The sequence below is a fragment of the Streptomyces sp. NPDC001941 genome (assembly GCF_040296945.1).
GTDB lineage: Bacteria > Actinomycetota > Actinomycetes > Streptomycetales > Streptomycetaceae > Streptomyces.
In genome coordinates, this window is the sequence record NZ_JBEOYE010000128.1 from 1 (window position 1) to 21,079 (window position 21,079).

The following is a 21,079-nucleotide window of genomic DNA, read 5'->3' on the forward strand; positions in this document are numbered from 1 at the left end:
CACTCGGCGCACTACTACTTCGCGGACTTCTGGAACGCCGATACGGGGATGCTGGCGGCGCTGCACGTGCTGGCGGCCCTGGGTGGCCAGGACGGCCCGCTGTCGGCCCTGGTCGAGTCCTACGACCGGTACGCGGGCTCGGGGGAGGTCAACTCCACCGTCGCCGACCAGTCGGGCCGGCTCGCGGCGGTGCGCGCGGCCTACGAGAAGCAGCCGGGGACCACCCTGGACGAGCTGGACGGCCTGACGGTCGCCTCCGATGACTGGTGGTTCAACCTGCGCCCCTCCAACACCGAACCACTGCTACGCCTGAACGTCGAAGCGCGGGACACCCACACGATGACCAAACTCCGGGACGAAGTCCTGGCCCTCGTCCGGGGCGGCTGAGGGCCGACCGGAGATCCATGCCCTCTTCCCGAAACTGACGACCCGTCATATCGTCGGGTGCGGCCGAGAAGATCCGCACGCACTCCGGGAGGAGCTCCCGTGGGAGAACCGCACCCGACCCCACCGCCCGCACTCCACGCCACCGGCCTCGGCCGCGCCTTCGGGCGCGGCCCCAAGCAGGTGCACGCCCTGGGACCCCTGGACCTCGACGTCGCCCCCGGCGAGTTCACCTGCGTCGTCGGCCCCTCGGGCTGCGGCAAGTCCACCCTCCTGCGGATCGCCGCCGGCCTGCTCCGGCCGACCTCCGGGACCCTGGAGATCCGTACGGCCAGCCCCCGCCCGGCCGCGATGATCTTCCAGGACTACGGGATCTACGACTGGAAGACCGTCCTGGCCAACGTCCGCTTCGGGCTCGACGTCCAGCGCGTACCGCGCAAGGAGGCCGACGCCCGGGCCCGCGACTGGCTGGCCAGGATGGGCCTCGCCGACTTCGCCGACGCCTATCCCGCGGCCCTGTCCGGCGGGATGCGCCAGCGCGTCGCGATCGCCCGCGCCCTGGCCGTGGAGCCCGAGATCCTGCTGATGGACGAGCCGTTCGCCGCGCTCGACGCGCAGTTGCGCACGCTCCTGCAGGACGAACTCCTCGCCCTCACCCAGACCACCCGTACGACCACGCTCTTCATCACGCACAGCCTCGAAGAGGCGATCGTCCTCGGCGACCGGGTGCTCGTGATGTCCGCCCGCCCCGGCCGGGTGATCGCCGAGCGGCGCCCGCCGTTTCAGCGGCCGCGCTCCGGCGCCGTACGCGACGCTCCCGAATTCACTGCCCTCAAGAGCGAGTTGTGGGAGCTGCTGCGCGGCGAGGTACGCACCGAGGCGGTACCGGCATGAGCATCACCAGGTCCGGCAGGGCCGCCAAGTCCGCCGAGTCCCCGGACGCCGGGCCCGGCGTCCTCGTCCGCGCGCCGGGTCCGCAGGAGCTGCGCCCGGGCCGCACCCACCGCCGACGGCGCGCCCTCGAGGTCTCCCTGGCCATCGCCGTCCCGGTCGCGCTCGTCCTGCTCTGGCAACTCGCCTCCGTGCGGGGCTGGATCGACGACCGGGTCTATCCCGCACCCCAGACGATCCTGGAGGACGGGTGGCGGCGCGCGGTCGACGGCGACCTGTGGCCGGACGTGTGGGCCACCCTCAGGCGGGTGCTCGCCGGCTATCTGATCGGCACGGTCGCGGGCTACGCGCTCGGCCTGCTGATGGGTTCCCTCTCCTTGGTACGAGCGGCCCTCGAACCCTTGCTGGACGCCCTGTACGTCGTACCGAAACTGGCCCTGCTTCCCGTCTTCCTGAACATGTTCGGCCTCGGCGAGGGTCCACAGGTCGCACTGGTCGCGGCCACCGTCTTCTTCTTCGTGTGGATCTCGACCATGGCCGCCGTCCTCGCGGTCCCGGCCGGCCACCGGGACGCGGGGCGGGTCTTCGGCGCCTCCCCCTGGCAGATGTTCCGGCACGTCCTGCTGCCCGCCTCGCTGCCCGCGGTCCTGGTCGGCGCGCGGATCGCGGCGGGGGTCGCGGTACTGGTGATCGTGGCCTCGGAGTCCATCGCCGCGAACGACGGCCTCGGGCACCTGATCTTCGACGCCCGGGCGCTGTTCCAGAACGACGTGATGTTCGTCGGCATCGTCTGCGTCGCCGTGCTCGGCGTCGTCTTCTCCGAACTGGTGCGTCTCCTGGGGCGGTTGCTCACCCCCTGGGCGCCACGCGACCGCGGCCGCGGCCAGTCCTGACCGCCCCCTCCCGACTCTCCCGCCCCTCCCCGCTCACCGTGTACGTACGGAGGCACCATGCACATCCGTAAGACCTGGCCCGCCCTGCTGCTCGCGGGCGCGCTCCTCACCTCGGCGGGCTGCGCGAAGAAGGACGACGCGACGCCCGCGGGCCCGTCCGCGCCACGCGCCGTCACGCCCGTCGCGGGCTGCGGCGCGGGCAGCTGGACCGATCCGGCCGACCTGGGCGCCGACCGCGCGCCCGCACGCTGCGCCAAGGGCGCGCCCGCTCCCCGTCCGCTGGAGAAGCGGCGCAAGCTGGTCGTGGCGACCGGGACGCTCAGCGCCGAGTACGTGGCGCCCCTCCAAGTGGGCCTCTCTAAGGGTGAGTTCGCCAAAGAGGGCCTGGACGTCGAGCTGAAGGTGCTGCCGACGCCGGACGCCCTGCCGCTGCTCGCCAAGGGCGACGTCGACGTGCAGTGGGCGGCGCCCGAGGCGGCGGTGATGAACGGCATCACGGCCGGGTTCGACATCAGGTGGGTGGCGGGGAACTTCTCGCCCGACCCGAAGTCCAAGAGCGGCCTGTGGGTGCGCCTGAAGAAGGGCGAGAGCGCGGACCGCGTCGCGATGGCGGGCCGTAGGCTCGGCACGATGATCGGCAAGGGGTCCGTGATCGCGTACCCGATGAGCCGGACCCTGGCCCGGCACGGCGGCGGCCTCGACCGGATCGACTTCCGCCAGCTCGGCGCCGCCGATGTCCTCACCGCCCTGCGGAACGGCGGCGTCGACTCGGCCTGGCTGCTCGACCCGGTCTGGCGCAAGGTCGACGGCGACCCGGCCTACGCGTTCCTCGGCGGCCAGCCGGGCGGTGAGCCGCTGGGCGGCGCGCTGTTCGGGCCGAACCTGCTGGCGAAGGACCCGGACGCGGGCGTCGCGTTCCTGCGGGCGTACGTCCGTACGGTCAACACGTACTTCGCCGGGGACTACAAGGCCGATCCGGCGTTCGTGGACGAGCTGGCCGGGCTACTCAAGACCGACGCGTCCACCCTGAGGGCCACGCCGTCCCTGCGGATGGACTGGGAGCTGCGCAAGGGCTCCACCGACCGGTTGCAGCAGGCCTACGAGGAGGCGGGGGTGTCGAAGGGGACCCCGGTCCCGGAGGCGAAGGTCGTCGACCGGTCGTTCTACGCGGAGGCGGTCGGGCACAGGACGTGAGGCGACCTCGCGCGGGCGTCCTCTGGCCCGACCCGACGGTCCGACCGGATGGTCCGACCCGACGGTCCGACCCGACGGTCTGACCGGATGGTCCGACCGGATGACAGGCCGGGCGACGGCCCGCGGCCTCCGGCAAGGCGGCCGTTCGCGGCGCCCCCTCGGACGTTGACTGGTCCTCCTGCCGGATGACGCACCCGAGGGGACGACCCGACCGATGCCGCGATCTCACCGACCGCTTCCCGCCGCCCGCGCGGCCGGTTCCGCATGAGTACGCCTCCGGAGCAGGAGCCGGCCCCGGAACAGGCTCCCGGCCCCGGATCGAACGGTGACGACGGGCGTTCACGACGCCGGTCCTTCGCCCGGTGGGCGGTGCTCCTCGCGGTCCTGGGCGTCCTGTGCGGCAGCGGCGTCTGGGCGTACCACGCGCAGCGCCAGGACCAGCAGGGCGCGGTGGTCGCGGGCGACGCCCGTCCGGCGGACCGGATCGAGCTGTACGTGAGCGTCGAGCGGATCGACCCCGCGGGGCAGTACCTGACGCTGCGCGTCGGGCTGGAGCCGAAGGGACGCTACGCCGAGGACGGCTCCGACTTCCCCGTCGAGAAGGTGACGGTGGCCACGGCCTCCGACACCCAGCGCGAGCTCACCTTCCCCGCCCACCAGGCCCCGGTCGCCCGGGAGGTGTCCATCCCGCTGTCCGGCGGGACCATCGCCGACTACCCCTTCGACCGCTACCAGGCCGACCTGAGCTTCCTCGCCGTGGTGGGGACCGGCCCCGCGCCCACGCTCGTCGAAGTGACCAGCACCGACCCGTTCTACCGGCTCCACAAGGCCAAGGTGACCAGGGAGCACGGCGCGGTGTACCTCACCGAGACCGTCACCCGCTCCCGGGGGACGATCCTCTTCGCGTGCTTCATGATGGCCGCGATGTGGGCGATCGCCCTCAGCGTGCTCACCGCCACCTGGGTCGTGGTCAGCCAGCGCCGCGGCCTGGTCTGGCCCGCGATGGGCTGGATGGCGGCCAGCCTGTTCGCCCTCGTCGGCCTGCGCAACGCGGCCCCCGGGACACCGCCCATCGGCGCGCTGCCCGACTACGCCGCGTTCTTCTGGGCCGAACTCATCATCGCGGGCGCGCTGGTCGCCACCACCGCCTACGGCGCCCACGCCGAGACCCGGCCCGCTCCCCCGGCCGCCCCCGCGCCCTGAGGCCGGGGCGGGCCGTCGGAGTTCCGCTCACGCGCTGGTCAGCACCCGCAGCCGCGGTGTGGCCGCGCACATCGCCAGCCCGGCGACGACGGCGAAGCCGCCCAGGGCCAGGTAGAGCGCGGCTCCGGTCAGATGGGTGGCCACCTGGCTGCCGATGGCGTCGCCCGCCGCGACGGCCAGGAAGAACACTCCGGCGAGCTGCGAGCCCGTACCGGCCGGGGCCAGTTTGTGGCTGATCGACAGTCCGGTGGGCGCGAGGAAGAGTTCGCCGGTGCTGAGCAGCACGTACAGGCCCACCAGCCAGAGCAGCGAGATGTGCACGCCGCCGGTGGCCTGGGTGGCGGCGAGGGCGAGCAGGAGGAACGACGCGCCGCCGAGGACGAGTCCGGCGGAGAACTTGGCGGGCGCGGACACCTTCACCTTGCGCCACACGGCGGCCAGGACGCCGGCGAAGGCGATCGTCATGACCGGGTTCAGGGCCGCCTGCCAGGTGACCGGGAGGCCCATCATGTCGACGTGGTCGGCGGCGAACAGCTGCACGCTGGAGCCGGCCAGGTCGAGGATGCAGAAGAAGGCCACGGCCGCCGCGAACAGCCCCGCGTAGGCACGGATGCCCTTGCGGCCCCGCTCGTCGAGGTCCTTGCGGCGCAGCAGCCTGCCGATGCAGACGGCGGGTACGACGACGGTCAGGACCGCGAACGCGGTGAGGACGTGCGGCAGGGTCAGCGCCCCGGTCGCCCGGGCGACGGCGCCGACGACCAGGACGGCGAGGACGCTCCAGAGCACGCGGACGGCGAGCGTACGAGCCTCGGCGCGGGGCAGCGGGCGGCCGGGCCGGTCTGCGGCGCCGCGCAGGCTGCCGGAGAACCGGAACACGACCAGGCTGAAGGCGATGGCGACGACCGCGGCGCCGAACGCCACGTTCCACCCGAAGCGCAGTCCGAGCCAGCCGACCAGCAGGGTGGCGGCCAGGCCGCCGGCGTTGACGCTGGCGTAGAAGCGGCTGTAGGCCGCGTCCCGCTCCTGGTCGGAGTGGTCCGCGTACAGCTTGCCCACCATGGCCGTCATGTTCGGCTTCTGCAGGCCGGTGCCGATCGCGATCAGGACCAGGGCCGCGTACACCGTGGCCGCACCGGCCTCGAAGGCGAGCGTGACGTGACCGGCCAGGATCGCGACGCCGCCGATGAGGGCGGCCTTACGGGCGCCGGTCAGGCGGTCGGCGATCCAGCCGCCGGGCATGGCCGTGAGGTAGCAGGCCGACAGGTACGCCCCGACGAGGCCGACGGCGGTGGTCTTCGACATGCCGAGCCCATGGGCGCTGTCGACGAGGAAGAGTGCCAGGACCGCGCGCATTCCGTAGAAGGACCGCTAAGGAGAACCGTTCCGCCGCCTCGCTCAGACAGAGCGGCAGCAGCCCCTTGGGGGCACGGTTCTCCACGATCACCTCCGCCCGGGACTCGACGGACGTCGACATGGTGGCGCTCCAGCTGTTCGGGACGTACGGGGTGCGGAGCTGGACTGCGCTCGCGGACCCTCGTAATCGGTGGATGCAGAAATGGCTCCTTACAGGAAACACGGCACCCGGGGCCACGCGTACCGGCCGAAAGGCGGGAGTGCCGCCCTACCAAGGTCTCGCCGCCACCGCCGAAGGACCCGGTCACACACCCGAAGGACCGGTCGAGCGCCCGAAGAACCCGGTCAGGCGGGCCCGTGGACCTCGTCGGCGGGGGGCGGGAACGCGGGGCCCGGGTCGGCCGCCGGGTAGGCGGCCTCGAACGCCGCGCGGAACAGGGCCGTCACGTCCTGTCCGGTGAGCCCGTCGGCCCGGGCCCGGTCCAGCCACTCCGCCAGTGCCGCGCGCAGCGGCGAGTCCGGGCCGGTCTGGGGCTGGGCCAGGGAGCGGGTGATGAAGGTGCCGGCCCCCTGCCGGACCTCGACCAGGCCCTGCCGCTCCAGCTCGCGGTAGGCCTTCAGCGTGGTGTTCGGGTTGACCTTGGTCTCGGCGGCGACCTGTGCGGCCGTGGGCAGCCGGTCGCCCTCCTCCAGCGCGCCCATGCGCAGCGCCTGCTCGACCTGGCGGGCGATCTGGAGGTACGTCGCCACACCGCTGCGCCGGTCGATGCGGAACACGACCACCCGACTTCACCCTCCGCTGGATCGGCGACGGCCCTCGGCCGCCGGCGGCACTCTGTGCGCGCGACTCTATGCGTCCGGCCTGCCCGGACTCCTACAAGGGGCGGCGCGACACCCATCCGAGGACGAACACGGTGAGCAGCGCGGTCGCCGCGAGCAGCAGACCGGCCGCGGTCCACTGCATGGCGCCCAGCTGGCCGAAGTCGAGGTACTCGACGACGTTGTCGACGATGCCCTTCTCCTTGATGCAGGCGTTCTGCGCCTGTTCCGTGGCCTCGGCGCAGGAGCCCCAGCCGTACAGCTGTCCGTCCGCGCTGCCGACCCAGCGGTCGAGCTCGTACGACTCCGCGAGGCGTGCGGGGAGTTCGCCCTCCAGCGGGTACGTGGCCGTGCGCGTCGGGGCGAGACGGGTGCGCAGGTGCAGCACGTTCCATGCGGCCAGGGTGACGGCGGCCGTGACGAAGGTGACGACCATGGCGGGAAGCACGCGCCGGACCAGGACGCCGATGGTGATGCCCGCGACGGTGAAGAAGAGCAGCAGGGCGGGCATCACCGGCCCCGTGATGTCGAAGACAGGCGCCTCGGCCCACTTGCTCGGGAAGTAGGAGCGGTACGGCCTCCACCACCAGGTGAACAGGGCTGAGAGCAGCACGCCGGGGACCAGCGCGAGTCCGAAGGCCAGGGCCAGCTTGGCGGCGAGCCACTGGCGGCGGGTCACGGACTGCGTGGTGACCAGCCGCGCGGTGCCGTTCTCCTGGTCGGCCGCGATGAGCGGGGCGCCGACGAAGAGGGCGAGCAGGAAGGGGAGGCCGTTCAGGAGCGCCGAGAGGTAGCCGAAGCGGGGGCTGTCCTGGAGGCTGTACGCACTGCCCTCCCTGCCGGGCCGGTACGAGGCGAGGGCCTGGAGCATCTCGTGGCGCTCGTACACGATCCAGGCGCCGCACAGCAGCGTCAGGCCGAGCACGCAGAGGACGGCGGTGCGATGCTGGCGGACGACCAGCCAGCCGAGTCCGCGCAACAGGCTGCGCCGGACCGGCGGTCCACTCGCCGCGCCGCGGGTTCCGGGCAGGGTGGGGGCGCTCATGCGGCGTGCGCTCCTTCGGCTTCGGCGCGGGCGGCGTCGGTGTACAGGGACGGCGCGTCCGGTGCGCGCAGGTGGGCGAGGAGGACCTCTTCGAGGGAGGGCTCCACCACCTCCCAGTCGGCGGGCAGCGGACCCGAGGGCCTGATCATCGACTGGAACTGCCGTCCCTGGAGGCGGGTCTCGACGACCGTGTGGTGGTCGAGCGCGGGCGGCGGGGAGCCGTCGCGCGCCACGCCGGTCACCAGGGAGTGGGCCGCCACCAGTTCCTCGGCGTCCCCCGCCATCCGGATCCGTCCCTCGGCGAGGACCAGCAGGTAGTCGCACATGTCCTGGAGCTCGGCAAGCACGTGGGAGGACATCACCACGGTGGTGCCGCGTTCGGCGGCCTCGGCCATGAGCAGCCCGCTCATCTCCTCGCGGGCCACCGGGTCGAGGTCGTTCATGGGCTCGTCGAGCAGCAGCAGGTCGGGGCGCTTGCCGAAGGCGAGGGCGAACGCCACCCGGGTGCGCTGGCCGCCGGAGAGGGTGCCGATCCTGGCGTCGAGCGGCACGTTGCCGGAGCGGACGATCCGCTCGGCCTCCGCCGCGTCCCAGCCGGGGTTGAGCTCGGCGCCCATCCGCAGGGTGTCGGCGACGGTGAACCGCTTGAAGAGCGGCTTGTCCTGACCGAGGAAGGCGAACCTGGGCATGACGGCGGGGTCTTCGACGGGTGCACCGAAGACCCGCAACTCCCCTTGCGTCGGCGTCACCTGACGGGTCGCCAGTCCGAGGAGCGTGCTCTTGCCCGCGCCGTTCGGCCCGACGAGTCCGCAGATGCGCCCGGCGGGGATCCGTACGGAGCAGTCGCGCAGCGCCCAGCCGCGCCGGTAGCGCTTGCCCAGGCCGCGCGCTTCGAGCGCCCAGGTGGTGCCGTCGGCGCCGTGCGCACCGTCCGCTTCGCTCGTGTCGGCCACGCGCTCCCCCTCGATTCCACTAGTTCATTAGTGGAATCATGGAGTTGTCCGGAGAGGGCTGTCAAGCGCGGTCCCGGGATGTCAGGACGGGGCGGGGCCCTTCGGCGGGGCGGCTCCCGCACGGGTGCGGGTCCGGATCCGGGCCGGGATGTCCTGTGGTGCTCCCGGGGGCCTACCCTGTTCGCGGGCACGCTCTCACCGCCCCGACCTGCCGTTACTCCGGCGGCCCGGGGCCCTGTACCCCGTATGCGCGTTCGGTTAGGCTTGCCTTGCATTGCGTGCGGGCGTCCAGGTTGAGTTCCGATGCCGCAGGTGGGAATCCAATGGACGGAACGGGCAGGGACACAGTGCAGGTGAGAGACGGCGACCGGGCTCGTACCCGTCGCGCGCCCGCTGGTGCGGGACGCCCCGGGGGCGCTCCGGATTCCGGATCGGCGCTCGGAGCGGTGCACCGTGGATAAGATCGCGATCACCGCCGGGACCCTGTACGTCATCGTCCTGCTCCGCGCCGGAGGGACCTTCGCCGTCGGATGGCTCGCCGGCGCCGGCGCCCGGCGCAGCAGGTTCTCCGAGCGGATCTCCTCGGCCAAGTTCCAGCGCGCCGAGCGCGCGATCCAGCGCTGGGGCGCGCCGGTGGTGGCGGTCTCCTTCCTGACCGTCGGCTTCCAGACGGCCGCGAACTTCCTGGCGGGCAGCATGCGCATGCCGCTGCCGCGCTACCTCCCGGCGCTGTTCCTGGGCGGGGCGGCCTGGGCGCTGGTCTACGCGACCGCGGGGCTGGGCGTGCTGAAGGTGCTGGGAAGGCTCTTCGCCGAGCAGACGGCGCTCGGGGTGTCGGCCGTGGCCGTGCTCCTCCTCGCGGTGTGCGGCCTCGTCGTGTACCGCAGGCGGCGGGCGGCGCGGTCCACGGCGGGCGTGGCGGCAGAGGAGTCATAGGCGGGGGCTTTCGCCGTACCCGCGCTTCGCGTCCCGCGTTTCGCGTCCCGCAGTTCGTGACCGGTGGCTCGTGCCCGTGGTTCGTGATCGCCGGCTCGTGACCGGTGGCTTGTGTTCCGTACGCCGTGGGGAGCGGGATATTCGCTGGCCGTCACTCGCCGGTGGTGCCCATACTGCCGCGATGGAACCAGTGACCCTCGAAACCGACCGTCTGGTGCTGCGGGCGCTCGCGCCCTGCGACGTGGACGCGGTGTACGAAGCCTGCCAGGACGAGGACATCCAGTTCTACACCCCGGTACCGGTGCCCTACCGGCGGGCGGACGCGGAGCAACTCGTCGGCGAGAAGCTGCCCGCCCAGTGGGCCGAGGACAAGGACTACACCCTCGGCGCGTTCCGCAAGGACACCGGCGCCCTGGTCGGCACGTGCTGCCTGACCCTGATGAGCCGTGGCGTCTGGGAGCTGGGCTACTGGACGGTCAAGGAGCAGCGCGGGCGCGGCTACACCGTGGAGGCCGCCCGGGCCCTGTGCGCATGGGGCTGGGACACCCTGGACGTCCACCGCATCGAGTGGTGGGCCATGGTGGGCAACACCGGCTCGCGCGCCGTCGCCGAGAGGCTCGGCTTCACGGTGGAAGGGACGTTGCGCAACCGCAGCATCACCAACGACGGCCGGCCGCACGACTGGTGGGTGGGCGGCCTGCTGAGGGCCTGACCCGGAGTGCCCGGACCTGACCCGGTGGGCCTCGGTCGGGCGACGTAGGCCGACATGGGCCGATGGCCCCATGTGCTTCCCGATCTTGCCGACTAGCGTCGACGGCATGCAGAACCGAACGACCGCCGCCCGCCCGCTGGCCGAACGCAGGCGCGAGACCCTGGACCGGCTCACCACGGAGCGCGACGTCTGGGTGGCCACGGCCCACCCCGAACACGGCCCCCATCAGGTGCCGTTGTGGTTCGCCTGGGACGGTGAAGCCGTCTGGGTGTGTACGAGTTCGACGTCGGCGACCGTACGGAACGCGCGCGAGGACCCTCGGGTGCGCCTGTCGCTGCCCGACACCGCCGACGTCGTACTGCTCCAGGGGACCGCGCGGTGCTTCCCGGACCGGGAGGTTCCGGCGGACGCGGCGGAGGGTTTCGCCGAGAAGTTCGGCTGGGACCCGCGCGGCGAGGACGGGTCCTACACGTACCTCCGGATCACGCCGAAGGTGGTGCGGGCCTGGCGCGGAGTACCGGAGTTGGGCGGGCGGGTCATCATGCGTGACGGCGCCTGGGTGGAGTAGCCGCCGGGCCGGACCGCACTGTCCACTCCGTGGAACGGCCGGATCCGCGTCCGGCCGTCCCGCGTAGAACTGGACGATGGCAGACACCACTTCCACCACGTCATGTACGGATGCCACGTCATCTACTGATGCTGACGCCACGCCCGTGCCACCCCGCGCCCTCGCGGCCGAGCTGCGATCCGCGGCCGTCAAGGTGGACGGCCGGTTCCTGCTGTCCGACGCCAGCTGGGAGGTCGGCTCCGGCGAGCACTGGGTCGTCCTCGGCCGCAACGGCGCGGGCAAGAGCACCCTGATGTCGCTGCTCGCGTGCACCCGGCACCCCAGCCTCGGCGAGGTCAGCGTCCTCGGCCACCGGCTCGGCACCGTCGACCTGCGCGAACTGCGCCGCCGTATCGGCCTGGTGACGACCGCTCAGCGGGTGCTCGACGAGGAGGGCGCCACCTGCGAGACCGTCGTCCTGACCGGGTACTCCGGCACCGTGCAGCCGATGTGGCGCGAGTACACCGACGAACTGCGTGACAAGTCGCGGGCGTTGCTGGAGACCATGGGGTGCCGGCACCTCATCGGGCGTTCGATCCGGGTCTGTTCCCAGGGCGAGCGCGCCCGCGTCCGGGTGGCCCGCGCCCTGATGGCCGATCCCGAACTGCTGCTCCTGGACGAGCCGTTCGCCGGGCTCGATCTGCCGGGCCGCGAGGACCTCATCGAGGCGCTCGAAGACCTGGCGCGTACGCACCCCGACCTCACCACGGTGACGGTCACCCACCACTTGGAGGAGGTGGCGGCGACCACCACGCACGCCCTGCTGGTGCGCGAGGGCCTGATCATGGCGCAGGGCGTTCCCGCTGAGGTGCTCACCGGGGAGCGGCTGAGTGAGTGCTTCGGCAGGCGTCTGCTGGTCCACCACGTGGACGGCCGGTGGACGGTGCAGGCGGCGCCCCGGCGGGTGCCGACCGGGTGATCCCCGGCGAGGGTGTTCGTACCGCGCCCGGCGGTGTCGCCCGCTACTCCACCAGTGCGGCCTGACGCGGTGTCCGCTCGGCGATCCGGTCGAGGCGCTCCAGGAGCAGCACCGCGTGCAGCGACTCGGCCGTCTCGCGTGCGCGGTGCAGGAGCGGCCGGGCGCGGTCCGGGTCGCCTGCGGCCGTCCACTCGTCCGCCAGGTCGGCCAGCGCGGTCGCCACGTCGATCGGTGACTCGCCCCGCTCCAGGAACACCAGCGCCTTCTGCAGCAGCGGGATGCGCTGGTGCGGCGGGGCCGCGGCGGCCAGGGCGCGCCAGGCGAGGCCGACGAAGCGCGGCGCGCCCCAGCGCACGGCCACGTCGAGGGCCTCCTCCGCCAGGGCGTGGGCCTCCTCGTGGCGGCCGACCCGGGCCAGTTCCAGGGCCGCCGAGCAGCGCCACGTCTGGTACCCGGGCGTGACCAGGCCGAACACCGCGATCCTGCGGCCGCTCTCCAGGAAGTACGCCGCCGCGCGCTCGGGGTCCCCCTGCGCGGAGCAGAGCATGCCGCGCACGTAGAGGACGACGGTCCAGGGCCATGACTCCGGGTCGGCGTAGTGGGTGACGCTGTCGAGCCACCGCTGTGCCTCGTCGAGGCGGCCGAGGCCGACGAGGGCGCGGGCGTAGAGGGCCACGAGCGCGACGGGGCGGCGCACCTGCTGGTCCAGGGGTACGCCGGCGAGGAGGCGGCACTCGTCGAGGACCCGCCTGTGGTCGCCGCGGCGCAGGGCCATCTCCGCGCGCAGCATCACGCGGTACAGGTCCACGGCCGCGAACTCCTGGTCGCTGGGCCGGTCGCACAGGTCCTCGACCAGGCTGATCCGGTCGCACCACATCGCGACCAGCGCCAGCAGGCCGCCGAGCTGGCGGGGCAGTTCGGAGCACTCGGCGACGGTGCGCGCGGTGGGGAACCGTTCCAGGGCCTCCTTAGCGGTGATCCGGACCCGTGCCGCGTCGTCGTAGACGAGCAGCGCCGTCGCCACCGGGTCGGCGGCGATCCGTTCGGGCGGTAGCGCGCGCAGCTCGCGCATCAGCGCGTGCCAGGGCTCGGGGGTCAGCGACGTGATCATCCAGCCCGCGCCGCGCAGCGCGAGCGCGCCCGCCGGGTCGACGGATTCGGTCTCGGCGATGACGGCGTCCATCAGCTGGGTCGCGGCCTCGGGCCGGCCCTGCGAGACCATGACCCAGGCCAGTGGCACCACGGCCGTCGGCGTCTCCGCGCGGTCCCGCTGGATGTGCAGCGCCTCCTGGAGGTGGAGCCGCGCGGCGCTGGGGTTGGTCTGGAGCTCCGCCTGGCCCAGGTGCAGGAGCACGGCGGCGCGCTCGGAGCCGGTGGTGATCCGCGCGGCGGTCTCCAGGTAGCGGAGGGCCTGTGCGCCGGCGCCCTCGCGCAAGGAGTCGTCGGCCGCGTCGACCAGGGTCGTCGCCCAGGTCGACCACTGCGGACCGGACAGGTCGAGCAGGTGGTCGGCCGTGTACCGCGCGGACCTCCCCGCCAGCTGGGCCTGTCGCGCGGCGGCCACGTTGATCCGGGCCCTGAACTCCGGCGTGCAGGAGCGCAGGATCGCGGTGGCGACGACGGGGTGGTGCAGCCGGGGCGGCTCGGCCGAGGCGAAGACCCCTCGGCGTACCAGCAGCGCGCACGACTGGTAGGTGGCGCTGAGGGGTTGCCCGCAGACCGCGGCGAGGGTCTCCGCGTCGGGATCGTGCGGGGCGAGGACGGCCAGGGCCTTCACCAGGAGCATGCAGGCGGGGTCGTTCCGGTGCAGCAGGCGGGAGACGGCACGGGCGAAGCGGTCGGGCGCGAAGTCCGGTGGGAGGCCGTCCTGGTGGCGCCGGGGGTCGAGGTCGGCGATCAGCGCGTCGACCAGGACCGGCAGCCCGCTGGTGATCTGGCGGACCGTCAGGGACAGGGGGGTGAGCGGTGCGCCGCCGTCGGGGTGGCCGGGGCCGGTGGACTGGGTGCGCCGGCGCACCAGTTCGGCGACGGCGGACGCGTCGAGCGGGCCGAGCGGGAGGGTGAGGACGGCCTCCGCCTCCAGAGCCGCGTGCCAGAGGGTGTCCGCACCCGTGAGGGGCGCCGGCGAGGTGGCGAGGACCAGCAGCACCGGCCGCCGCAGGGTCGCGCGGGCCAGGTGGGCGATGGCCTCCCGGGTGACGGGGTCGCTCTCGTGCGCGTCGTCGGCGAACAGGACCAGGGGGCCTTCGGCCGCGTCCAGCAGCCGGATCGCCTGGTCCGCGGCCCCGCGCGCGTCGGCGGCGTCCTGGGCGGTGTCCCGCGGGGGCCGCCCGAGGGCGGCGCGCAGGGCGGGCAGCAGCGCGGGGCCGGGCCCCTGCTCGGCCAGCGGGAGCCAGCGCGCTCCGGGCGTCCGCGAGGCCGCCTCGCGCAGCAGCCGGGTCTTGCCGGCGCCCGCGCCGCCTTCGACGACGACGAGTCCGCCGCCGGTGGCGACGCGGTCGACGAGCCCGGCGATCAGGGCGAGTTCGCCCTCGCGCCCCACGCACACCGGTCCCGCGCCGCCGCCGAAGGCCCCAACGGCCGGGCTCGCGACGGCTGGCTGCTGCCGCAACGGCGACACTGCGGGTGCCGCGTCCGGCCGCTCGCCACGCGGCGTCCCCTGCGCGCCGCCGCGTGCCGTGGTCCGGGTGCGCGGCAGTTCGCCGCCCGAGAGGACGAGCGCGTGCAGGGACCGTAGTTCGGCGCCGGGCTCGACGCCGAGCCGGTCCACGAGGAGGTCCCGGGCGTGTCCGTACGCCTGGAGCGCCTCGGCCTGCCTGCCTCCGGCGTACAGCGCCCGCATCAGGAGCGCGTGCAGGCGCTCGCGCAGCGGGTGTTCGGCAGCGGCCAGCCGGAGCCGTTCGACCGCCCGCCCGGGCTGCCCGCTCTCGACGGCGGTCTCCAGGCTGTCCTCCAGGACCACCAGGCGCCGTTCGGTGAGTGCGACGCGGCGGCGCTCGGCGTACGGGCCGGGCACTCCGGCCAGTGGTTCGCCGCCGAACAGGTTCAGGGCGCGGGCGTAGCGGTCCTCGGCGTCGCCCCACCGGCTTTCCCACCGGGCGCGTTGGGCCTCCGCGACGAGCATCTCGAAGCGGCCCACGTCGAGTTGCCCGTCCGCGACGCGCAACTGGTAGCCGCCGTGGCCGGAGACCAGCACGCCGGACGGTGCCCCGGCGGCCCGGTGCGGTTCCAGGGCGCGGCGCAGGGCGGAGACGTGGGTCTGGACCACCTTGGTGGCGCGTACCGGCGCGTCTTCCTCGTAGAGGGCGTCCAACAGGCTGGTCCTGGGGACCCACTGGCGGGGCCTCAGGGCGAGCGCGCACAGCACCGCGCGGCGCTGCGGAGGGCCCAGGGCGAGGGTCCGTTCGCCCAGGTGGGCGGTCACCCCGTTGAGCAGCGTGAAGCGTAGCTCGTCGGCCAAAGTGTCAGCCCTCACTCGTCGTTCCCCCATCCGGCCTGGTCAAGACCGTAATCCCCATATTTGAACATGATACGACCTGTGCGTTTACCGCCCCTTGCACGAACGTTGAGCGAGATCGGCCAGTCTCCCGTCCGGCGTCCCGCTTCCGCCGCCGGTCGGCGGCGGAAGCGGGACCGCCGCACACCACGCACGACATCCGGGGAGCACCACATGGCACACATCGAGTACGACCACATCGTCGTCGGCGCGGGGTCCGCGGGCGCCGTCGTCGCCCGGCGGCTGGTCGACGCCGGACGCAGCGTCCTGCTGCTCGAAGCGGGACCCGCCGACGACAACGAGGCGATCCACGACCCGACCGCGTCGGTGCAGCTGTGGAACAGCGCGTGGGACTGGGCCTACCAGACCGAACCGCAGACCGGTGCGGACGGCCGCCGCCTGCCCTGGCCGCGCGGCAGGACGCTGGGCGGTTCCAGCTCCCTCAACGGGATGATCTACGTGAGGGGCGCGGCGGCCGACTACGACTCCTGGGCCTACCAGGGCGCCGCGGGCTGGGGCTGGCAGGACGTCGAACCGTACTTCCGGCGGCTGGAGGACTTCGACGGCGGCGCGGCGGGCGGGCGCGGTGTCGGCGGGCCCCTGCACGTCCAGCGCAACCCCGGTCCCGACGCCCTGGTCAGCGCCTGGGTGGAGGCGGCCGCACAGTACGGGCTGCCGCTCAACGAGGACTACAACAGCGGTGACCAGTACGGCGTGAGCCTCACCCAGCACACCATCAAGGACCGCCGCAGGCAGTCCACCTGGGTCGCGTACGGCAGTGCCGTGCGGGAGAACCCGCTCCTGACCGTGGTCACCGGCGCGCTGGTGACCCGGATCGTCTTCGACGGCGACCGCGCGGCCGGCATCGCCTACGTGGTCGACGGCCAGGAGCAGGTCGCCCGGGCGGCGCACGACGTGGTGCTCTCGGCGGGCGTGTTCGGCACGCCCCAGCTGCTGATGCTGTCCGGCGTCGGACCGGCCGCACAGCTGCGCGGCCTCGGGCTGCGGGTGCGCGCCGACCTGCCGGGGGTGGGGCGGAACCTCCAGGACCACTGGTCGGCGCCCCTGGTGTGGAAGTCCGCGCGACCGCTGGCCCCCTGGGCCGCGCAGGGCCTGGAGGCGCACTACTTCGCGATGACCCGTCCTGGCCTGGTGGCGCCGGACGTCCAGCCGCTGTTCATGTCGTTCCCGTACCCGGTGCCGGGCGCCGAGCTGCCCGAGCACGGCTTCTCCGCGGTCGGCCAGCTGCTGCACCCGTACAGCCGCGGCGAGGTCCGGCTGCGCTCGGCGGACCCGACGGCCCCGCTGGTCCTGGACCCGAAGGTGTTCTCGGACCCGCGCGACCTGGAGACCCTGGTGGACAACCTGGAGGCGCTGCGCGACATCGCCGGTCAGGACGCGCTCAAGGAGTGGAACGAGGGCGAGGTGCTGCCCGGTCCCGGCACCGCGACGCGCCGGCAGCTGCGGGACCACGTGCGCGCCACCGTGGTCTCCGGTCACCACCAGGTCGGCACGGCCCGCATGGGCCTGGACGCGCTGGCCGTGGTCGACCCCGAACTGCGCGTGTACGGGGTGCGGAACCTGCGCGTCGCCGACGCCTCGGTCATGCCGCACGAGCCCAGCGGCAACACCAACGCGCCCACGGTGATGATCGGCGAGCGGGCGGCCGACCTCGTCCTGGGGCGGATCGGCTAGGCAGCCGGCCGCATCGGCGGACCCCGCCGTGGGCGCGTCCCGCCGACGCGCCCACGGCGCCCCGCCCTCGTACGCACCACCCCCATCACACCCTTCGTACGCTCCACCCCCACCTCTCTCTTCGTACGCATAGCCCTCGCCCCTCCCCCAGAAAGCGACCGCACCGCCATGCCCACCACCGTCACCGCCGCCGTCTCCCGCGCCCCGGGCGAGGGCTTCCTGCTCGAAGAACTGGAACTGGACGATCCACGCCCGGACGAGGTCCTGGTCCGCTACGCGGCCGCCGGTCTGTGCCACACCGACCTGGAGGCCGCCGCGGGCCGCCTGCCCACCCCGCACCCGGTGGTCCTCGGGCACGAGGGGGCCGGCACCGTCGAGGCCGTCGGCTCCGCGGTCACCGGCTTCGCGCCCGGGGACCGGGTCGTGCTGAGCCTGGACTCGTGCGGCACCTGCCCCAACTGCCTGGCCGGACAGCCCGCCTACTGCGACCACCACATCCCGCTGAACTTCCACGCGCGCCGGGCCGACGGCACGGTCGGCCTGCGGGACGCGGCAGGACATCCCGTGCACGACCACTTCTTCGGCCAGTCCTCCTTCGCCTCCCACGGCCTCGCGCACGCCCGCGGCCTGGTCAAGGTCACCGACGACGCCCTGCCCCTGCCGCTGCTCGCCCCGCTCGGCTGCGGTCTCATCACCGGGGCCGGGGCCGTCCTCAACTCCCTGCGGGTGCGGGCGGGGAGCAGCGTGGCGGTGTTCGGCCTGGGCGCGGTCGGGCTCGCGGCCCTGATGGCTTCCGTCGCCGCGGGCGCGACCCGCGTCATCGCCGTCGACCGCAACCCCGGACGCCTCGCCCTGGCCGCGGAGCTGGGCGCCACCGACCTCGTCGACGCCTCCGCCACCGACGCCGCCGCGGCCGTCCTCGACCTCACCGGGGGACGCGGCGTGGACCACAGCGTGGAGTCCACCGGAGTCGTCTCCGTGATGGACGCGGCCGTCTCGGTCCTCGCCCCGCTCGGCTCCGCTGCCGTGCTCGGCGTCGCGGCCCTGGACGCCGACCTGCGGGCCAACGCCTTCGAACTCCTCAAGGGGCGTACCGTGACCGGCTCCGTGATGGGCCATCAGGCCCCCGGAGTACTGATACCGCGCCTGCTCGACCTCCACCGCCGGGGCAGGTTCCCGCTGGAGCGCCTGGTCACGAACTACCCGCTGGCCGACATCGACCGCGCCCTCGCCGACGTCGCCTCGGGCGCCACGGTCAAGGCCGTCCTGACCCACGGCGCCTGAGCCCGCGCACGCCGACCGCTGAGGCGTGTTGCGAGAGTCCCGCCCGGCCCGCGCGCCCAACGCGACGCGTGCGGAGGCGACTTCCCGACCCACCACCGAACAACCACCCACCATCCCTGGAGCAACCCGCATGTCCTCGTCCAAGCACTCACGCCTGCGCGCCGTCCGCACCGTCGGCGCGACGGCCGCCGCTTCCGCGCTGGCCGCGTGCGCCCTCTCCCCCACCGCCGCGGCCGCGCCGGACACGGGCGACGCCGCCTCCCACCGCGACCGGCCCACCGTCGTCCTCGTGCACGGCGCGTTCGCCGACGCCTCCGGTTGGAACGCGACCACGGCCCGGCTGCGCCACGAGGGCTATCCCGTGGTCGCGGTGGCCAACCCGCTGCGTGGGCTCGACTACGACGCCGCGTACGTCGCCGGGGTCCTCAAGAGCGTCAAGGGCCCGAAGATCGTGGTCGGCCACTCGTACGGCGGCGCCGTCATCACCAACGCCGCCGCCGAGGTGCCCGACGTCAAGGCACTCGTCTACATCGCCGCGTTCGTGCCCGACCGGGGCGAGTCCCTCGGCGCCCTGATCGAGGGGCACCCGGACCCGACCGTACCGCCGCTGCCGCAGCGCACGATCAGCTACACCCGGCCGGACGCGACCACCGGGACGGACGTGTTCCTCGACCCGGAGCGCTTCCGCGCGGCCTTCGCGGCCGACGTGCCCGTGTCCGACGCGGCCGTGATGGCGGCCTCCCAACGGCCCATCGCTGTCGAGGCGTTCGGGCAGCCGACCCGGCGCACGGCCTGGAAGACGCTGCCGTCCTGGGCCCTGGTCGCCACCCAGGACCAGGCCATCGGCCCGGCCCTGGAGCGCTTCATGGCGCGGCGCGCCGGTGCCCGCATCACCGAGGTGCGCGGCTCGCACGCCGTCATGGTCAGCCACCCCGGGGCCGTGACCCGCCTGATCGAGCAGGCCGACCGGGCCACCCGCTGACCCGGGACGACCCCGACGGAGCGGCCGGCCGCCACCGGCCGGCCGCTCCACCCCTCCCGCACCAGACCGACCACGACGGCCGCACGAAACGGAACCGCACCATGCCTGCCCAGGGCACGCCCCTCCCCCGCACCACGTCCGCACCCGCCCTCGTGAGCGGGCTCCTCCTCGCGTTCGCCGCACTCCACCTGGTCACCGTGTGGACGCCCCCGGGCCAGTGGGCGGAGAACGCCCTGATCCGGGGGTACGCCGACCAGGCGCGCGCCCTGCCGCTGACCGGCCCCTGGGGGCTGCCGCCGCTGACGCACGAGGAGGCGGCCGTCGCCGCGGGCCTGGCGCTGATCGCCGTCGTCACCGCGGTCCGGCGATGCTGGCGCGCGGGCTGCACGGCCGTGGCGACGCTGGTGGTGACCACCGGTGGGACGGAGGCCCTCAAGCGGTTCGTGTTCGTACGTCCCGACCTCGTCGGGGCGGACGACAACCTGACGGAGGCCAGCTTCCCCAGCGGCCACGTGGCGATCACCGCGGCGCTCGCCCTGGGCTTCGTCGCGGTCGCCTCCCCGCGGCTGCGCGGCGGTGTGGCGGCCCTCGGCGCCCTGTGGGTGGCGGTCGCCGCGGGTGCGGTCCAGGCCCTGTACTGGCACCGGCCCAGCGACGTGCTCGGCGCCGTCCTGCTGGCCTGCGCGTGCTACGCCGCCGCGCGCCACCTCATCGGCACCGGTCCCGCCCCCGACGCGCCCCGGCGGCGCGCCACGCTGCCGCTCGTCCTGAGCGCGGTCGGCGCTCTGGTGGCCGCCTCCAGGACGGACGCGGTGGCGCGCCCTCTGGTGTTCTCCGCGGCGGCCTTCGTCTGTGCCGTCCTGGTGTGGTGGGTCGCCACCCGCCCGGCGTCCGAGGGCGCCGCCGCGGTGCCGGAACGGCGGCGGCCCGCCCGGAGCGCGCGATGACGCGGGTCCGGACGGGCCGTGGTGTGGCGGGCTCCGGGCCGCTAGCGGAGTGCGTGGGCGTGTGTCCGGTGCGTCAGGTGGACCAGCTCGTCGAGCAGCTCGCGCAGCAGGCCCTCGGTGAAGTCGTCGCCCAGGAAGGCCCCTTCGGCGTCGAAGCGCCGGTGGGACTGGAAGAGCGTGACCTCGGGGTGGGCCACCACCGGCGCCTGGACGCGGTGCAGGATCTGACGGAGCACCAACTGGCCGCGCGCGGTGCCGAACTGGGAGGGCGAGGCGCCCAGGATGGCCGTGGGCTTGGCGCGCAGGACGGAGTCGCCCGGCGGGCGGGACAGCCAGTCCAGGGCGTTGACCAGGACGCCGGGGATCGCGGAGTTGTACTCGGGCGTCGCGATGAGCAGCCCGTCGGCCTCCCGTACGCGCTCGCGCAGCTCCACCACGGCGGCGGGCGGGTGCGCTTCGAGGTCCTGGTCGAAGTGCGGCAGGGCGCCGATGCCTTGGTGGACGTCGACGGTGACGCCGGTCGGCGCCTGGGCCTTGAGTGCGTGCAGCAGGCCGGTGTTGTGCGAGCCGGCGCGCAGGCTGCCGGAGAGGGCGAGGAAACGCAGGTCGGACATGGGGAGTTGGCTCCGGTTCGATCGGGAGGGGCGTGGGGGGGGGGGGGGGGCCCCCCCGGGGGGGGGGGGGGGGGGGGCGCCCCGCCCCCCCCCCCCCGCCCGCCCCCCCCCCCCACAACAACAACAACAAAAAAAACCCACACCAAACGCGA

The 21,079-nt window shown here is 73.9% G+C and carries 18 protein-coding genes and 1 pseudogene; 13 read left to right on the plus strand and 6 right to left on the minus strand.

The window, feature by feature from the left end:
* From manB to ABT160_RS42470, 5 genes and pseudogenes are all read left to right on the plus strand, one after another.
* A pseudogene (manB, locus tag ABT160_RS42450) lies at positions 1 to 387 on the plus strand (phosphomannomutase/phosphoglucomutase); the annotation flags it as partial.
* A 99-nt stretch (positions 388 to 486) separates the two neighbouring features.
* Positions 487 to 1,278, plus strand: coding sequence for an ABC transporter ATP-binding protein (locus ABT160_RS42455; RefSeq protein WP_351654451.1), 792 nt, complete (start codon positions 487 to 489; stop codon positions 1,276 to 1,278).
* Positions 1,275 to 2,168: an ABC transporter permease gene (locus ABT160_RS42460; protein ID WP_351654453.1), complete on the plus strand. Its 894-nt coding sequence runs from the start codon at positions 1,275 to 1,277 to the stop codon at positions 2,166 to 2,168. Before ABT160_RS42455 ends, ABT160_RS42460 begins: the two co-directional genes overlap by 4 nt.
* Before the next feature lie 57 nt (positions 2,169 to 2,225).
* On the plus strand, positions 2,226 to 3,362 hold the full coding sequence (locus ABT160_RS42465; RefSeq protein ID WP_351654455.1) for an ABC transporter substrate-binding protein: 1,137 nt from the start codon (positions 2,226 to 2,228) through the stop codon (positions 3,360 to 3,362).
* A gap of 264 nt (positions 3,363 to 3,626) precedes the next feature.
* The gene (locus ABT160_RS42470; protein WP_351654457.1) at positions 3,627 to 4,565 is read left to right on the plus strand and encodes a DUF4436 family protein; all 939 of its coding nucleotides are present in this window, start codon (positions 3,627 to 3,629) and stop codon (positions 4,563 to 4,565) included.
* A gap of 27 nt (positions 4,566 to 4,592) precedes the next feature.
* Here the strand turns inward: ABT160_RS42470 and ABT160_RS42475 are convergent, their stop codons facing one another.
* From ABT160_RS42475 to ABT160_RS42490, 4 genes are all read right to left on the minus strand, one after another.
* Positions 4,593 to 5,918 (minus strand): peptide MFS transporter, encoded by a 1,326-nt coding sequence (locus ABT160_RS42475; RefSeq protein WP_351654459.1) that lies wholly within the window; start codon positions 5,916 to 5,918, stop codon positions 4,593 to 4,595.
* A gap of 345 nt (positions 5,919 to 6,263) precedes the next feature.
* Positions 6,264 to 6,701 (minus strand): GntR family transcriptional regulator, encoded by a 438-nt coding sequence (locus tag ABT160_RS42480; protein ID WP_351654461.1) that lies wholly within the window; start codon positions 6,699 to 6,701, stop codon positions 6,264 to 6,266.
* A 91-nt stretch (positions 6,702 to 6,792) separates the two neighbouring features.
* Positions 6,793 to 7,782 carry an ABC transporter permease gene (locus tag ABT160_RS42485; protein WP_351654463.1) on the minus strand — a complete coding sequence of 330 codons (990 nt, stop codon included), beginning with the start codon at positions 7,780 to 7,782 and terminating at the stop codon, positions 6,793 to 6,795.
* A complete protein-coding gene (locus ABT160_RS42490) occupies positions 7,779 to 8,735 on the minus strand; it encodes an ABC transporter ATP-binding protein (protein WP_351654465.1) in 957 nt (318 codons plus the stop codon). The genes ABT160_RS42485 and ABT160_RS42490 overlap by 4 nt, the downstream gene beginning before the upstream one ends.
* A gap of 453 nt (positions 8,736 to 9,188) precedes the next feature.
* Here ABT160_RS42490 and ABT160_RS42495 point away from each other — a divergent pair, with 453 nt between their 5' ends.
* The 4 genes from ABT160_RS42495 (at position 9,189) to ABT160_RS42510 (ending at position 11,909) form a co-directional block, all read left to right on the plus strand.
* On the plus strand, positions 9,189 to 9,671 hold the full coding sequence (locus tag ABT160_RS42495; RefSeq protein ID WP_351654467.1) for a DedA family protein: 483 nt from the start codon (positions 9,189 to 9,191) through the stop codon (positions 9,669 to 9,671).
* 181 nt (positions 9,672 to 9,852) lie between these two features.
* Positions 9,853 to 10,383, plus strand: coding sequence for a GNAT family N-acetyltransferase (locus tag ABT160_RS42500; RefSeq protein ID WP_351654468.1), 531 nt, complete (start codon positions 9,853 to 9,855; stop codon positions 10,381 to 10,383).
* A 106-nt stretch (positions 10,384 to 10,489) separates the two neighbouring features.
* Positions 10,490 to 10,951 (plus strand): pyridoxamine 5'-phosphate oxidase family protein, encoded by a 462-nt coding sequence (locus ABT160_RS42505; protein WP_351654470.1) that lies wholly within the window; start codon positions 10,490 to 10,492, stop codon positions 10,949 to 10,951.
* 145 nt (positions 10,952 to 11,096) lie between these two features.
* On the plus strand, positions 11,097 to 11,909 hold the full coding sequence (locus ABT160_RS42510; protein WP_351654472.1) for an ABC transporter ATP-binding protein: 813 nt from the start codon (positions 11,097 to 11,099) through the stop codon (positions 11,907 to 11,909).
* Between the two features lie 43 nt (positions 11,910 to 11,952).
* Here ABT160_RS42510 and ABT160_RS42515 read toward each other — a convergent pair whose 3' ends face one another.
* Positions 11,953 to 15,369, minus strand: a complete 3,417-nt coding sequence (locus ABT160_RS42515; protein WP_351654474.1) for an ATP-binding protein — start codon at positions 15,367 to 15,369, stop codon at positions 11,953 to 11,955.
* A 210-nt stretch (positions 15,370 to 15,579) separates the two neighbouring features.
* Between ABT160_RS42515 and ABT160_RS42520 the strand changes: the two genes are divergently transcribed.
* The 4 genes from ABT160_RS42520 to ABT160_RS42535 all read left to right on the plus strand — a co-directional run bounded on the left by ABT160_RS42520 (position 15,580) and on the right by ABT160_RS42535 (position 20,313).
* Positions 15,580 to 17,100, plus strand: a complete 1,521-nt coding sequence (locus ABT160_RS42520; protein ID WP_351654476.1) for a GMC family oxidoreductase — start codon at positions 15,580 to 15,582, stop codon at positions 17,098 to 17,100.
* A 168-nt stretch (positions 17,101 to 17,268) separates the two neighbouring features.
* The gene (locus ABT160_RS42525) at positions 17,269 to 18,384 is read left to right on the plus strand and encodes an NAD(P)-dependent alcohol dehydrogenase (RefSeq protein WP_351654478.1); all 1,116 of its coding nucleotides are present in this window, start codon (positions 17,269 to 17,271) and stop codon (positions 18,382 to 18,384) included.
* Positions 18,385 to 18,514: 130 nt separating this feature from the next.
* Positions 18,515 to 19,366, plus strand: coding sequence for an alpha/beta fold hydrolase (locus ABT160_RS42530; protein WP_351654480.1), 852 nt, complete (start codon positions 18,515 to 18,517; stop codon positions 19,364 to 19,366).
* Between the two features lie 101 nt (positions 19,367 to 19,467).
* On the plus strand, positions 19,468 to 20,313 hold the full coding sequence (locus ABT160_RS42535; protein ID WP_351654482.1) for a phosphatase PAP2 family protein: 846 nt from the start codon (positions 19,468 to 19,470) through the stop codon (positions 20,311 to 20,313).
* A 41-nt stretch (positions 20,314 to 20,354) separates the two neighbouring features.
* Here the strand turns inward: ABT160_RS42535 and ABT160_RS42540 are convergent, their stop codons facing one another.
* On the minus strand, positions 20,355 to 20,927 hold the full coding sequence (locus ABT160_RS42540) for an NADPH-dependent FMN reductase (protein WP_351654484.1): 573 nt from the start codon (positions 20,925 to 20,927) through the stop codon (positions 20,355 to 20,357).
* Positions 20,928 to 21,079 lie beyond the last annotated feature (152 nt).